This is a genomic window from Capnocytophaga sp. oral taxon 412 str. F0487 (assembly GCF_000271925.1).
GTDB classification, from domain to species: domain Bacteria; phylum Bacteroidota; class Bacteroidia; order Flavobacteriales; family Flavobacteriaceae; genus Capnocytophaga; species Capnocytophaga ochracea.
Genome location: NZ_AJZR01000039.1, coordinates 1 through 14,885, shown reverse-complemented (window position 1 = coordinate 14,885; position 14,885 = coordinate 1). Strand labels below are relative to the sequence as shown.

Genomic DNA, 14,885 nt, shown 5'->3' with positions numbered 1-14,885 from the left:
TCGTTAGTATTAGGTAACAGGTAAGAAATCCGATTATCTTACATATAGGAATCCTTTCTTTTCTTCTAAGTTACCATCTTTATAATAGGTAACTATATAGAAATAGGTACCTGCAAGAGGTTTGTTACTTATAGTTTTTAGATTAGAGTAACCCCTAAACACTTCACCGTTTTTGCCGTAATAGTTGTTCTCGTATACTTTGAGTCCCATTTCATCGAAGATGAGCACCGAGATAGGGCGATCTTCGTCAGCATTTTCTATTTTAAAATAGTTCTCGGGGTTAGTAGTTGAGACAGCATTGTATATAATAGCTGTTGCATTAGGTAATGTTGATGAATCAGAAGAGTCTGACGGGCTAGGCTGTGGTTGAGGGTTAGGCTGCGGGTTGGGTTGGGGGGTTGGGTTAGGTTGTGGTTGGGACTGTGGTTGAGGTTGAGGTTGCGGGTTGGGCTCTGGTTGAGGCTGAGGTTCTGGTTCTGGCGTAGTTTCAGGTTTTGTAGGGTCTTTTTGTATCATAAAACCTCCTACGTGATAAGGCTTTGTACAAGACAATGCATAAGCCAAGCCATCGATTACTTCTATTTTGATGATGCCTTGTCCTCTTTGTTTGCCAAAATGTCCGCGAGTAGTGCCTACGGATATATTGGGAAGCTCTACTTGGCAAGTACCATTATTAGCTACTTCTTTTTTCAATACATACTTATAGGTTTTACCAGAGTCGGTTGACAAAAGGATACGCACCTTACTATCTTTGGTAAAAATAGCCTCGTCTACCTGCCAATGAAGCGAAATTGTCTGACCTCCTTTGTAGGTCTTGTTCTGCTCCCAACTACCATTGTCGAAATTCTGTATTTCAAAAGGTTTACCTTTGACTATTTTCACTTGTACCTCTTCTACATCGTATTTCACTACGTGGTTACTATTGTCTTTGTTATGATCGGCAGCAGCTAACCAAAAGGTGAAACTACCTTCTTTGTAAGAATCGGCAGCTCCTATGGGTACAAAGGTATTGCGTTCACTCTCAAACCAAGTAGTTTCAAAGCGTATATTTCTTTCAGCTCTTCCCTTATAGGTTATAAAGCGAGCGTTAGATTTGGTAGAGTGAAAACGCCTATCAGCGGGGTGAGCTATATAAGTAAGCGCATCGCCTTCGGGGTCGGTAGCGTTGAGATAGAATTGAAAATAAGTTTCTTCGGGTATGGTATAAGTTTTCTTTAAATGCGTTCTATCGAGCACTGGGGGGCGGTTGTTGCTCTTTACTCCATAAACAAGGTTAGAGCCTGTACCTTCTACGCGTTTACCTGCCTCTTGGGTACGTGCTTCATCGGCGTAATACGCCATAGAGTTACCCAAGAATTTGCGTATTTCTTGCAGACTTATAAGCGAAAAGAAATCGCGTGGGTGCTCGTGACCGTAACTCATAATCGACTGACCCGAGCCTGTTTCAGTTTTACTAGAATATTGTCCTCCGTTAGAAAATGTATGGTCTGCACCAAACATATGTCCTATTTCGTGGGCAATGGTAGAAGGTTTTATAGGACGTGCTGCCGCGTTAGCTTTGTTGTGTTGCTCATAAACTGCATAGACCGCTGCCAAACCATTGTAGTTCTCGCGATAATCAGTTAGGATCACTGCCAAATCGTACTTCTTAGGGTCGTACTTCTTATTTAAGGTGATAGTACCGTTGTTTACCACTTCATTAGCAGCTTCCCTTCTGCGGAATAAATGATTTTCTTCAGTTGTAAAAATAAGTGCCTCATCATCTACCAAAGTAAAATCCACCCCCACATCATTGCGATATAACTCATTCATAAAGGCAACGGTGGCATACCAAAACGTTTTGATTTTATTTACATTTCTATTAAAATATACCGAATTGTAAATGCTGTAATCCACCGGTATTGCCAAGCGGTAGTGCCTGAATACGCCATCGGTGTGAATGAGCGCTTTAGGATAAAGTGAATTGTAAATCTCAGGTTGCTCGATAGGAGGGTCGTTCTTATCTTCATTGCCTTCGGGAAAGAAATTGCGGGCAGTGAGGGCTTGTTTTCCCAAAGAACTCGCACCACAATCGTGTTCATCGGTTACCGCCTCTACAGTGAGCATTCCTTGGGGAGAAGTTCCCAATACATAGGACTTTCCTCTGTAAAACACTTCACCGCTTAACTGCTGTTTGTCAAAGCTGATAACACCTACAAAATGATCTTGGTAATAACCTACAAACGAGTAGAAACCATTAGAAGTAGTTCGCGCTTGCCATTGTACGAGCATAGAAGGTGAATTAGGAATAGGGGGAGCCCATTCTACAGAGGGTTTTTCAGCAAAAAGAGCTATAACACTTTGGATATTAGTTTGTGCATTGGCTACCTCTATGCTTAGGCATAGCCAAAGTAAGTAGTGTAATATATGTTTCATTAGTTTGGTTTTAAAAAACGGCGCAAAGGTACAAAACAATTAACAAATAGCAAGCAAAATTTAACAAGTTATCTTACATATAGGAATCCCTTTTTTGTTTCTTGCTGTCCTTTGAAATAGTAGGTAACCACATAGAAATAAGTACCTGCTAAGCGTTTGCTTCCTATCACTCCTTTTACATTAGGATAGCCTCTAAAATATTCACCTTTTTGTTGATAATGGTTACTTTCATATACTTTCAAGCCCATTTCATCAAAAATAAGTAAGGTAATAGGTCGGTTTTCATCTGTATTTTCTATTCTGAAATAGTTATCTGAGCCTTTTTGAGTAGAAACGGCATTGTAAATCACCACTTCTTTAACAGAAGGAACTATTGGCGGTGTAGGTGGTTGTGGTATTACTGGGGTAATGATAATGGTTTGCGTATGCACCCTTTTGTTGCCACACACATCACACGCTACCCACTTATAAACAACTTTATAGAGCTTTCCGTTAGTGAGAGTTTCTTCTTTTGGAGACATTGTAACAGTAGGTTGTCCTGCACAAGGATCTTCTGCTGAAATACTCTGTTGTTGGGGGATAGGTGTTCCTTCTTTAATCGTGAGGTCTTGAGGTAAAGTCCCTACAAAAGTAGGTGGGGTGGTATCGGCTACGGTAATACGCTGGGTATGGGTAAGAGTTGTACAACCATCGGAAGCGGTAAAAGTACGCTCTAACGTGAAGTTGTTAAGGCATCGCTTGTTGAGTTCTTTATCGGCGCGAGTAATCACTACCTTAGCACAGCCTCGTTGTGTGGTAGGGGTTTGCACAGCTGGAATAGCTTTGGCACAATCTACGGTTATATTGTTAGGAAGTGTTGCCCAAGTAAGAGGTATAGGAGTTGTTTTAGGTACAATGGTAATAATTTGCTGGTGGGTAGTAACATTGCCACAAGCATCTTTAGCTTCCCACATATAGATAAGCTGAGAGACTTTTCCATTAGTTTTTACTTCTTTATGAGAAGGCGTAACAGTAGCGGTGCCACAATTATCAGTAGCGGTGAGCGTTACTTGGGTAGGGATTGTTTCACCTTCTTTAATACTCATATTTTGGGGTAAAGCCTCTACAAAAGTAGGGCGAGTTTTATCTATTACGTTAATAGTTTGAGTATAAGTAAGTGTTTGGTTACAAGTGTCGGTAGCTATAAAAATGCGTTTGATAGTATAAGTATAGTCACAATTGCCTTTGATGCGTTCTTCTTTTTGAAGGGTAACCACAGGAGTACAACCACCTGTAACAGTAGGAAGTGTTACGGCTGGAATAGATTGTTCACAAGAAAGGGTAAGATGATTAGGAAGTGATGCCCAAAGGAGAGGTTCGGGAAGGGCTGAATTCTTTTCAATGGTAAAACCTCCATTTTTAGGGTTGTAGTTAGTAAGGTCAAAGGCTAAACCATCGATTACTTCTACTTTTAAGACGGCTTGGGTAGTGCTAATATTAGGCAAGGTGATTTCTTTACTGCCATTGTTATCGGCTTCTGCTACTACTATATGTTTAAACGTCTTGCCTAAATCATCTGAGAGTAGGATACGCACTTTGGTGTCTTTGAAAATAGTATTATCTACGTTCCAACTAAGGGTGAGTTGAGTACCTCCTTTGTATTCGCTTTTTGGGGTAGTCGTAATTTTGAAGGGGGTACCGTCTTTTACCGTTACTTTGGTTTCAGCCAAATCGTATTGTACTATATAATCAGCTGACTGTTGGGGTTGTGCATCGCTCACCCCCAACCAAAAGGTAAAAGTACCCGTAGTTTGTTGAGCTAAGCCACTATTGGCTATTACACTACCTGAGTCTTTATGATACTCTGTTTTGATAGTTACAGGGTTAGCAGGAGTAGGTTTGTAGATAATGTATTGTGTTATAGGGGTTTCAGCACCATTGCGCACATCGTGTTGGTTTACGGTGTATAGCAGTTCTGCACTATCGGGGTCGATAGCGGGGATATTGAATTGAAAGAAAGTACCCTTGGGAATTGTATAATGACTTTTAATCTTGCTGTGGTCTATGCGAGGGGCTTGAGTAGTGAAAGTCTTGTCGTGAGCTTTCACGGGTACTTTCGTCAATAGTTCCCGTATGCGCTGAATGCTCGACAGCGAGAAAAAGTCACGCGGACTGCCATAGCTCATCACCGAAGTACCTCTGTCATACTCCGTCTTTTCACTATCGTAGGCTTCTGAGCCCTTATAGCTACCAAAAGTGTGTTTACCACCGAATAAGTGTCCTATCTCGTGAGCTATGACTTCTTTGGTAAGTACTGCTACGGCATCAGCTTTGGTATTAGCCTGATAAACACCTTTAAGATAAGCCAATCCTCTTACTCCTTTTTTTAAGGAAGCGGTATATGCAAGAGAGATACCCACGTCATAACTATTTTCTCCTATAAGTTCATTGATAACCTTTGTTGAATGATCCTTAACGTAATCGGCATTGTGAAAGCTTGCAAAAGTCTCTTTGCTTTCGTCTTTGATGATGAGACGCTCATCGTTTACCAATTCAAAACGCACTCCTAAATCGCGTAGGTACACTTCATTCAAGAAGTTTTCAGTATCTGCCCAAAATGTTTTTACTTTTTGTATGTTTTTCTCTAAGTGTTCTGTGCTAAACGTACTATAAGGGATATGCATTGCCAAGCGGTATATTCTTAGTGTTTGTGTGTTGGCAATGGTAGGAGCGGTTTCTTCGGCTAATATTGTAGGACGTGCTGTCGAAGGGCTTGGGTGCAAATGAGGCGTATCGGTAGTGCCACATCGGAAATCTTTATTAGGCGAAAAGACCAATTGTCCTTTTTGCTCGTTTATCTCATACGATGTATCTCGGTAGTGGAAACTCCCCGACACGCTCTGTCCTCCTATCGAAAGGGTCGCTACAAAATTGTCTTGGTAGTAACCCACAAAAGAGCGAATACCCTCAGAAGCAAGAGAGGTTTTGCGCTCCTGCCACTCAATGGCAATACCTTGTTGTGCCGATACTGCTTTTAGCCATTTATCCGCCTCGCTCTGTGCTTTCCCAAAGAACACACACCCTATTAGCAATCCTATTGTAATGATGTTTTTCATTCTTTAGTCTTTTAACTGCTCTATAAGTGCTTCTACTATAGCTTTTATAGGTGGGGACATTCGCGGTATAACAGAGTAAGCTCGTGCTATCAGTTGCAAACGAAGTGTCTTATCCTGAAATTGTTGTCTCCTTGCTTTTATAACTTCTGTAGAAGGCAAAATATTTATATCCCATTGCTGTTCCCTCAATGAGAAAGTTTCTAAATGTTTTTCAGCTTGATAATTGTAAAGATGTATTTTATCTACCGCCTTTTCGTTGTACAAACGGTCTAATGAGTGAAGTAAGCCTTCTACTGCTCTGTCGTGGGAATTTTTATCTGACAATCGTCCATATCCTTGAAAATCTTTTTCTTCTTGATAGCGCAAATAAAAACCTAATTCGGTAAAGAGTGCAGGAGCTGCAATCGCAAAAGCTTCCACATTAAAACCGTTTTTTCTAAAAGACAATGCCGTACGCAAAGGTACTTCAGGATTGCGCATAGTACCCTCTACAATGATATTGTATTTATGGATAATAGCCTCTTGTATAAGTGATTCTGTAAAAAAGTTAGAGAATATTTGCGTCTCTGTTGAGTATCTCTCAGGATATTTTATAAGCTCATTAGCCTTAGGATGAAACTCTCTGTAAATATCTCCATTTACAAAAAGAAAATCTTTGTCAGGAAATTGTCTTAGGATAGCTTTTGCTAGACCACTCTTTCCTGATGCAGGCTGTCCTCCTAATATAAAGGCAATAGGATTTTCTTGAGATTTTAAACCTGATAAAAGGTCTGCTTTCTCTCTTTCAAAAATATCCTCAATTTTATAGCACTCCATTCATTTGTTTTATTAGCGGACTATAATAATGTACTACTTTATCCATAACAGAAAGCCTTGCCATATCATCAGTACCATATAGCATTTTTTCTTCCTTTAAATACATTTTAATTTTTTGGTCTAACGCATCCTTCTCTACCAAATTAGTTAAAGTAGATTTTTCCTTAATAGCCCTTACTTTTAATGAGCCTACAATCTGTAAGGCTGTATCTAAACTAATAGGTTCTTTCATCATATACCTTTGTTATTTTAATTCAATGAGCATAGGAGTTTTAGCAGATATTTCTAAAGTGTCACCACTCAGAGAGACCTCTTTCCCCGAGATAATATCTCTCCCCCTCAAAAATCCCGCCAAACTCTCGGCAAAGCGGTTTAGGTGGAGCGTTTGGCTCTTTTCGCTGTTGTTGAGCACTACCATTACGGTCTCGGTATCGTTGTAACGGAAATAGACATACACTTCATTTTCAGGCAAGTATTGTTTGGTCTTCCCGTAGTGAATTACGGCTTTGTCCTTACGCCAATTGAAGAGTTTAGCCGTAAAATCGTAATACTCTTTCTGAGTAGCCGTACGCCCCGAAGCGCTAAAAGCGTTCTGCGTATCGCCTGCCCAGCCACCAGGGAAATCTTGTCGTATATCTCCATCGCCCTTACTCTTGTCGCCTGCCATTGCTATCTCGCTACCGTAGTACAATTGCGGAATACCACGTGCCGTTGCTAGCAATGTGATAATCATCTTATAATCCTCTATCTTAGGATATACGTGATTGATACGTGCCGTATCGTGATTTTCTGCAAAGATGAGCAGATTGTTGATGTCTTTATACAGAAAGTCGTTCGCAAAGTTGTCGTAGAGTTGCATCATACCTTTGTCCCACGAAGGTGTGGTACGGAAAGCCTCACCTATTGCACCGAAGAGCGGGAAGTCCATTACCGTAGGCAGGTAGGTGTTATAGCTTTGTATCGCACTAATAGGGCTATCCTTTTGCCAATACGACACTTGTGCGCTTTCAGTAAGCCATACCTCGCCCATAATGTTGAAATAAGGATATTCATCAGTAATAGCTTTCGTCCATTGGGCAATGCCTGCTTTGTCGTTATACGGATAAGTATCCACACGCAAACCGTCGAGGTCGGCGTATTCTATCCACCAAATCGCGTTCTGGGTGAGGTAGTTTAGTACCAATGGGTTCGCTTGATTGAGGTCAGACAAAGAGCGTGCAAACCAACCTTTTTCGCAGTACTTTTTGTCCCATTCCGAGGCATTGCTGTCCATCTGAGTAGTTATCCTAAAAGAGCTCTGTCCATAACCAGGAAATTGGTGTAACCAGTCGTAGCAAGGCAGGTCTTTCAGCATCCAATGCTGACTGCCCCAGTGGTTGGTTACATAATCTTTGATGAGCTTCATACCGCGCTTGTGTAAAGCCGCTGAGAGCTGTCGGTACTCTTCATTAGTACCATAACGCGGGTCTATTCTGTACACATCGGTTTGGGCATAAGTGTGATAAGAATGTTGTGGTTCGTTGTCCTCACATAAGGGCGTACTCCATATAGCCGTAGCACCTAAGGATTGTATATAATCCAAATGGTCGATAATCCCCTGAATGTCCCCCCCGTGACGACCGAAAGAATCTGAGCGGTTGAGCTTATCAGTAAGTGCAGGGTGCGAATCATTGTCGGGTTTGCCATTGGCAAAGCGGTCGGGCATAATGAGATAAATCATATCACTGCTGTCGAAACTCTTGCGGTAAGCCGAGCCCTCACGACGCGCTTTTAATTCGTAGCGAACACTGCCCACTTTCTTTTTCTTTTGCAATAGCGAAATGGTATAGTTGCCCGCTTTTTTATCTTTGGTATCGACGGTTACAAACAGATAGTTAGGGTTTTCTGTTTTCAGTATGTTTACAATAGGCAAATCGCTCTCCACATTGTACTGAGCGATGTTTTTGCCATAGAGCAATACCTGCACTTGGCTGTAGTGCATTCCTTCCCACCAAAAAGGCGGTTCTACACGCTGAATCTGAGCGTGAGTCATTCCAAAACTAAATAATCCCATAAGGGTAATAATGTATTTCATAGTGTAAGTTACACGGGTGTTTATTCGCGCAAAGATAAGCATTTCTTTTTAAATAACAATGAAAAATAGTAGTTAATTATTTTAGGTCGGACAAGTTCGACCCACAGAACGAGAGATACAGTTGATAGTAACAACATTGTAAGTTCTATTAGTATTCTATTAATCTTTGGTTAGTCTTCATTGTAGACCCACTGTAGAGCCACTGTAGACCCACTGTAGACCCACTGTAGAGCCACTGTAGACCCACTGAAGACCCACTATAAAGCCATCATAGTTCCGTTTAAAGTCTATCAAATGTCTCACCCCTATTCAATTGTCAATTATCAATTGCGAATTGTCATTTGTTTTGTAACTTTGCCCCGTTAATTATATATCACTATGAAAATCGTTATCTCTCCTGCCAAAACCATTAACGAAACATCAGCCCTACCTACTACCGTACACTCTTCGGCTATTTTCCCAAAGGAAATTGGCGAGGTAAGCACTGCCCTTAAAGCACTCTCTCCAAAGCAACTCATAAACCTAATGCATATCTCCCAAAAGCTCGCCGACCTAAATTGGCAACGACACCAACAGCTCTCATTGCCTTTTACTCCACAAAATGCGCGTCCGGCACTCTTTGCTTACGATGGCGATGTGTATGAAGGACTCGATGCCTATTCTCTCTCCGAAACGCAAATGGATAAGTTGCAAAGGTCTTTGCGTATTCTCTCTGGGCTATACGGACTGCTTAAACCCTTAGACCTTATCACGCCTTATCGATTGGAAATGAGCATCAAACTACCCGTAGGGAAGGCTACAAATCTATATGCTTTTTGGAAAGACAAAATCACTCACGCATTGAACGACGAATTACAAGAAGAAGAATTGTTTATCAATCTTGCCAGTGAAGAATATTTTAAGGCAATTGATACCACAAAGCTAAAAGTGTCCGTTATTACACCTATTTTCAAAGATTATAAAGGAGATACGCTGAAAGTCGTTAGTTTTTATGCGAAGAAAGCGCGGGGTCGTATGGTGCGTTTTTTAGCAGAAAACGAGATTCGCTCAGTAGAAGATTTGAAAGGGTTTAACACTGATGGATATGCGTTCTCAGAAAAGTTTTCAGAAGGAAATACACTTGTTTTTATTAGATAAAAAACTTTGCCAAAGGTTCTAATTGCACGTCGTGCTACAACTGCCTGTGCGGCTCGCACCTTTGGCAAAGTGTATGATATCAATCATTTTTGAGGAATATTGATAATAGTAAGTCTTCTCAATAATTTATTAGGGTCTTCTTTAGCATTTATAGCTCCTATAATCCAAATTTTTGACAATTCTTCTACAATAAGAAAATAAATACCAAAGTGAAATCTTTTAGTAAAACAAACACGCACTTGTTCTATTTCTTTTCTAAAAGAAAAGGGGCGACTTTTTATTTCTTGTATATAGCTATAAATCTCCTCATATACTTCAAATCCTAAATTTTCTCTTATTTTATTGTAGTAAACTACAATTTCTTCCAAGTCTATTTCGGCTTGACGATGAATCATTAGCTCAAAATCCATATCTTGCTCTCATTTTTTTATCAAATTCATCAAAAGCCCTTCCTGCTTGTTCAGGATTTTCTGTAATTTCATTAGCTCGTTTCAAAAGCACTTGCAAATACTCATTAGAAGTCTCACTATCTGAAATATTATAGTCAAAATCTATATTTTTCTCTTCTAAAAACGAAGTTAGCACTGCTTTTTGGGTTTCATCTTTTGGATATACTAATACACACATAATTATTCTTTTTTTGCAAAGGTATAAAAATTAATTGAAAAATCAGTTAATTTGTAAATTAATCACCAGTCCTTCGTTACCTCGCACATTAAAGACGGTGTTGTCGCTAAAAATAAGGTATTGCCCTTTGATGCCCATTAGTTTACCACTATAAGTAGGGGTTTGCAACAGTTGCAGAGAGCGTACTTGGGTAGGGTATTTTTCTACGGGGAAATGAATGTGCAAAGGGGTGATATCTTCGGTGATGTAAGGTTGTACTTGGTCGGGGACAAAGTCGCGCACCTCTAATTTTACTCGCAATAAATCTACGGGAGTGATTTGGTTGGTGAGCATTTTGCGCCAGTTAGTTTTATCGGCTATATGAGCTTTAAGAGCGACTTCGGCGATGCCTGCCAAATAGCGATTGGGTACTTCGGCAAGTATAAGCGCTTCGTGCGCCCCTTGGTCGATCCAGCGGGTTGGAGCTTGTGATTTGCGTGTTACCCCCACTTTTACGTCGCTGGAATTGGCAAGATACACATAATGCGGTTGCAACTGCATTTGTTGCTCATAACCCAAATCGCGCTCTTCGATGTTTAAATGCGCTTTGCTAAGTTCGGGGTGCATCACCCAATCGGCGGTTTGAGGGACTTCAAAAAAGCACTCTTTGCAATAACCCTGACGGAAGATAGGCTTATTTTCCCCACAATTCATACACTGAAAGCGTACAAATTGGAGCGTTATATCCTTTCCGATGAGTTGGTTCATCAGCACAAAATCGCCTTTCATTGGCAAGTAATACCGTATGGGGTCAGCCCATTCGGTAAGCATTTTTTGAAGTACTCCTTGAAACATAGTTTTAACAGTGAAATGAGGGGACAAAGATACAAAAAAAGTCGTAACACAACAAGCAAAACGATTAGCAAATAGAGCAAACACACGAAATTAAGAGTTAATGTCCGTTCAATATATAACTCTGATTTACAGTTTCTTTTTACAGTATACTTCTGTAAAATCTGTGCGAGACTTTTTGTAGCGAAGCTACCTTTTTCCCTTTCGGCTAATGCGTTTCTTATAGCTCATACCTACCTTATGAAAGAGAAAACAGATTACAGCAGAAACAGAAGATATAACAGTGTTATTTTTTACACAAGTAAGGAAAGGTAAAGAGTAGAAAGTGTAAAGAAAAAGAGATTTAAAAAGAATTAAAAACGGTTGTTTTTACCCTTAAACTTGTTAAAACTGTGTTAATTATTGCTTCAGTGTAGAGAATGTAAAAAATCTTTACTAATTTTGCGCCCAAAATAAATCACTAACAATGTCTTTTTACAAAACAAGAATGAAAAATATCACTAAAATTCTATTAGCTATAGCATTTTTCTTAATCTCTTTTGAGGGGGTAGAAGCACAAGTGCAGTCTTGTAATTCTATGCCTGAGCCTGTTGTTTATACAACAGTAGGTACACCTACTGAAAAAAGAGTAGAAGAAACCGCTGTTGTTAGAGGTATTACAGTAACTCGCATATTAGAAACGAGAGGCTGGTCTATTGATAAGATTATGTATTCTAATCAGGAAACTATTCCTGGAGATACGCAAAGTGACGAAACCTATTGTGGTAAATCTCGTAAGAATACTTTTGGTGGCAAGAAATATCCTTTTATGGACTCTAACAAGGTAAGCAAAATTACCTATAAGTTTAGTAAGCCCGTAATAGATGTTGAAGTTTTTTTAGCAGCCTTTGGTTATAGTGGAACACGTAAGTCTGGTGGATGGCAATCTTATCCTCATATAGATGTGGTTAAAATAACAACTAATAAAGGAACGGCAACTTTACACGCACGTTCTACTTGTGGTGAGAATAATTTACTTACTGTCTCTGGTAATGAAATATCATCTATAGATCATAAGACTACGGATGCTAAAATAGGGATTACTTCTACAGAGCCTTTTACAGAACTTGTGTTACAAGTTATAGAAAAACAACGACAAACAGGTGGTTATGGTTTCTTCGTGGAAATTTGTTTAGCATCTATTATTGCAGATGCAAGTTGTGATACAATGCCTAACGCTCAGTTTGGAAGAGAACAAAATGCAACCGCTACTATGGGAGGAGTAAAGGTAACGCGTTCTTATACAGGCAAGGGTAATTTTTCGAATGCAGGAGAGCCTAGGAGTTCTATTTATTGCCAAAGTAGCTATAGTGGCGATTTACCTTGGGTACTTAATAGTAACAACAATATTAAAACACTTACTTATACTTTTGAAGAGCCTGTAACAGAAGCTGAACTTTGGTTTGTAGGAATGGGAGGTGGAAATGGTATTAGCGCTTATGATAGAGCAAAAGTTAGTGTAGACTGTGGTGATATTACTCTCAGAGAGGCTTTTAGATGTAATGGAAACGATGTAAATGTAACTAATCCAAGTGCTAACAGTCGCCTTATTTCGGTAAAGAACCCTACAAAGGTAACAGATATAGCTTATAAAGTAACTTCTAGTAAACCTTTTACAAAAATAACCATAGAGGACAGTAGTGATGCACAAGCGGCAGGCTATTTGGTAGAGATGTGTCCTACTTCGGTAAAAAAAGCAAATATTATTACAGTAAATACAGCTCTCACAGAGCAAACAGTATGTGATAATACAGGAAATGCTCCTTCTTATCTTGCTAAAGCTACCATTACTCCAGCCTATGCAGGAGGAACGCTTAACTATGAATTACAAGCTAAAAAGAAAGGTAGCACTACTTGGGAAACAATTACAACTAACAATAGTGTGACTAATGACCTTACCTATAAGCCTAGTGCTTTAAAAGCATTAGCTTACAATGAGGCTACAGTAAGGATAAAATATACTTATAGTAATAGTGCAGAATTCTGTGGTACTCTCACTAAATATTCTAATGAGGTAAAACTGAATGTAAACGCTAGTACTACTATCACAACTCAACCTGCAACTTCAGTAGCTTACTGTAAAGATGCTACACCTACGGCTCTTAGTGTAACAGCTACTGGGCAAGGAACGCTTAGTTATCAATGGTATTCTAATACAACTAATAACAATACGGGAGGTACTCTTATTACGGGAGCTAATGTAGCTACCTATACACCTCCTACTACAACTGCGGGTAGCACTTACTACTACGTAGCAGTTACGGGTACTTGTGGTACAGTAACCAGTACAGTAGCAAGAGTACAAGTACTTACCGCTTCGGATATCATTACTATTAATACTCCTAATTACAATAATATTAATGGTATTTGTAATACAAATAGTACTATAAGTGCTCAGGCTACTATTGCTCCCGATTATAGCAATAAAATTAAAAATTTGGGAGGAGGTAATTTCTTTGCTTACCAATTAGAATATCGTAAAACACCTACCTCTCCTTGGGAAAACTATTACGATCAAGTATATAGCAATAATGCAAATGCTCGGATACGTACTTTCTCTATAAATCCTAATAATACTCCAAGTGGTGCTACTTTTAGGGTAAGATATACAGCTGATATAGTAGGTTTATGTGATAACCTTACGGTATACTCTAATGAGTTCACTTATACTAAACAAGCGGTTACTACTATCACTACTCAGCCAGTAACTCCTACAACTCCTATTTGTAAGGATGCTACAGCTACAGCTCTCAATGTAGTAGCAACGGGTGAAGGCACTCTTGCTTATCAATGGTATTCTAATACAACCAATAACAATACGGGAGGCTCTCTTATTACGGGAGCTAACGTAGCTACCTATACACCTCCTACTACAGCTACGGGCACTACTTATTACTATGCGGTAGTAACTGGTTCTTGTGGCGTAGCTACAAGTACTGTAGCTAAGGTAGATGTACTTACTGTAGCTTTACCTACCCTTATTACCGGTAGTAAAACTCTTTGTCCAACAGCAACTAGTAATGTTGTGTCGTTTGCTAATTATGTAACTGCCCCTACGGGTACTACCTTGCTTTGGTACACTGCCCCTACAGCTACTGTTTCAAGCACTACGGCACCTGTTATGATTACTCACGTAACCACTCGCACTACCCAAACGGCTTATGTACGCGCTCTTAGCACTGCGGGCTGTACTAGTGGCATCGTAACCGTTACCTTAACAGTAGACGATACTACTGCTCCTACTTTCACAGCACCTACTCCTTTAAATATAGTGTGCAACTCAACTACGACTACTACGGCTATCAGCAATTGGCTCGGCACAGCTACCGCCACCGATACTTGTGGTGCGATAGCAACTATTACAAATAACTATAATACTCCTGCTGACCTTTGTACAGTACCAGGCGGTATTATTACAGTTACTTTTGTAGCCAAAGACACTTTTGGTAACACAAAAACAGGTACTTCTACTATTCATTTAGGAGTAACTCCTTTAGTAGTGAAAGACGATACCTTTAACATACCTAATGGTTTAACAACTCAAACCACAATCAGTGTACTTGACAATGATAGTTTAGGAGGTACTAAACCAACAGCTGGAACTGGTGGCACGGTAACTATTACCAATGTAGTGCCTGCTACTCCTATCAACGGTGGTAACGTTCCTGTCTTGAATCCTGAAAATGGAGTGGTAACTATCCCTGCTAATACACCTGCAGGTACTTATACCATTACTTATAAAGAGTGCGAAGCGCTTAATCCAAATAGTAACTGTCAAACAGCTACTGCCGTAATTAAGGTGGGTACACCGACCATTACGGTAGTACCTGACCCAATGACCGTCACACCAA

Annotated in this window: 9 protein-coding genes and 1 pseudogene; 2 read left to right on the top strand and 8 right to left on the bottom strand. The window is 39.8% G+C overall.

Annotated features, from left to right (window positions below; all coding sequences use genetic code 11):
• Positions 1-33: 33 nt before the first annotated feature.
• The 5 genes from HMPREF1321_RS06490 to HMPREF1321_RS06470 all read right to left on the bottom strand — a co-directional run bounded on the left by HMPREF1321_RS06490 (position 34) and on the right by HMPREF1321_RS06470 (position 8,442).
• Positions 34-2,415, bottom strand: coding sequence for a reprolysin-like metallopeptidase (locus tag HMPREF1321_RS06490; RefSeq protein ID WP_009421916.1), 2,382 nt, complete (start codon positions 2,413-2,415; stop codon positions 34-36).
• Positions 2,416-2,483: 68 nt separating this feature from the next.
• Positions 2,484-5,510: a reprolysin-like metallopeptidase gene (locus HMPREF1321_RS06485; RefSeq protein ID WP_009421901.1), complete on the bottom strand. Its 3,027-nt coding sequence runs from the start codon at positions 5,508-5,510 to the stop codon at positions 2,484-2,486.
• A gap of 3 nt (positions 5,511-5,513) precedes the next feature.
• A complete protein-coding gene (locus tag HMPREF1321_RS06480; protein ID WP_009421886.1) occupies positions 5,514-6,326 on the bottom strand; it encodes a zeta toxin family protein in 813 nt (270 codons plus the stop codon).
• Positions 6,313-6,558, bottom strand: a complete 246-nt coding sequence (locus tag HMPREF1321_RS06475) for a hypothetical protein (RefSeq protein ID WP_009417563.1) — start codon at positions 6,556-6,558, stop codon at positions 6,313-6,315. The genes HMPREF1321_RS06480 and HMPREF1321_RS06475 overlap by 14 nt, the downstream gene beginning before the upstream one ends.
• 12 nt (positions 6,559-6,570) lie before the next feature.
• A complete protein-coding gene (locus HMPREF1321_RS06470; protein ID WP_009421921.1) occupies positions 6,571-8,442 on the bottom strand; it encodes a glycoside hydrolase family 13 protein in 1,872 nt (623 codons plus the stop codon).
• Positions 8,443-8,778: 336 nt separating this feature from the next.
• Here HMPREF1321_RS06470 and yaaA point away from each other — a divergent pair, with 336 nt between their 5' ends.
• Entirely contained in the window at positions 8,779-9,537 is a 759-nt protein-coding gene (yaaA, locus tag HMPREF1321_RS06465) for a peroxide stress protein YaaA (RefSeq protein ID WP_009421897.1), read from the top strand.
• Between the two features lie 83 nt (positions 9,538-9,620).
• On the opposite strand, the gene HMPREF1321_RS06460 is transcribed toward yaaA, so the two are convergent.
• From HMPREF1321_RS06460 to HMPREF1321_RS06450, 3 genes are read right to left on the bottom strand one after another with little or no spacing between them, the layout of a single operon-like run.
• Entirely contained in the window at positions 9,621-9,947 is a 327-nt protein-coding gene (locus tag HMPREF1321_RS06460) for a hypothetical protein (protein WP_009421892.1), read from the bottom strand.
• On the bottom strand, positions 9,937-10,164 hold the full coding sequence (locus tag HMPREF1321_RS06455; RefSeq protein ID WP_009421903.1) for a hypothetical protein: 228 nt from the start codon (positions 10,162-10,164) through the stop codon (positions 9,937-9,939). Before HMPREF1321_RS06455 ends, HMPREF1321_RS06460 begins: the two co-directional genes overlap by 11 nt.
• Positions 10,165-10,206: 42 nt before the next feature.
• Positions 10,207-10,998 (bottom strand): DUF2797 domain-containing protein, encoded by a 792-nt coding sequence (locus tag HMPREF1321_RS06450; RefSeq protein WP_009421898.1) that lies wholly within the window; start codon positions 10,996-10,998, stop codon positions 10,207-10,209.
• A 484-nt stretch (positions 10,999-11,482) separates the two neighbouring features.
• On the opposite strand from HMPREF1321_RS06450, the pseudogene HMPREF1321_RS06445 reads away from it, so the two are divergent.
• Positions 11,483-14,885: pseudogene (locus HMPREF1321_RS06445) on the top strand (hypothetical protein); the annotation flags it as partial.

Bases quoted from the DNA above. Each gene is read 5' to 3' on its own strand.
- HMPREF1321_RS06490 (WP_009421916.1), bottom strand. From the start codon at position 2,415: ATGAAACATATATTACACTACTTACTTTGGCTATGCCTAAGCATAGAG.
- HMPREF1321_RS06485 (WP_009421901.1), bottom strand. From the start codon at position 5,510: ATGAAAAACATCATTACAATAGGATTGCTAATAGGGTGTGTGTTCTTT.
- HMPREF1321_RS06480 (WP_009421886.1), bottom strand. From the start codon at position 6,326: ATGGAGTGCTATAAAATTGAGGATATTTTTGAAAGAGAGAAAGCAGAC.
- HMPREF1321_RS06475 (WP_009417563.1), bottom strand. From the start codon at position 6,558: ATGAAAGAACCTATTAGTTTAGATACAGCCTTACAGATTGTAGGCTCA.
- HMPREF1321_RS06470 (WP_009421921.1), bottom strand. From the start codon at position 8,442: ATGCTTATCTTTGCGCGAATAAACACCCGTGTAACTTACACTATGAAA.
- yaaA (WP_009421897.1), top strand. From the start codon at position 8,779: ATGAAAATCGTTATCTCTCCTGCCAAAACCATTAACGAAACATCAGCC.
- HMPREF1321_RS06460 (WP_009421892.1), bottom strand. From the start codon at position 9,947: ATGGATTTTGAGCTAATGATTCATCGTCAAGCCGAAATAGACTTGGAA.
- HMPREF1321_RS06455 (WP_009421903.1), bottom strand. From the start codon at position 10,164: ATGTGTGTATTAGTATATCCAAAAGATGAAACCCAAAAAGCAGTGCTA.
- HMPREF1321_RS06450 (WP_009421898.1), bottom strand. From the start codon at position 10,998: ATGTTTCAAGGAGTACTTCAAAAAATGCTTACCGAATGGGCTGACCCC.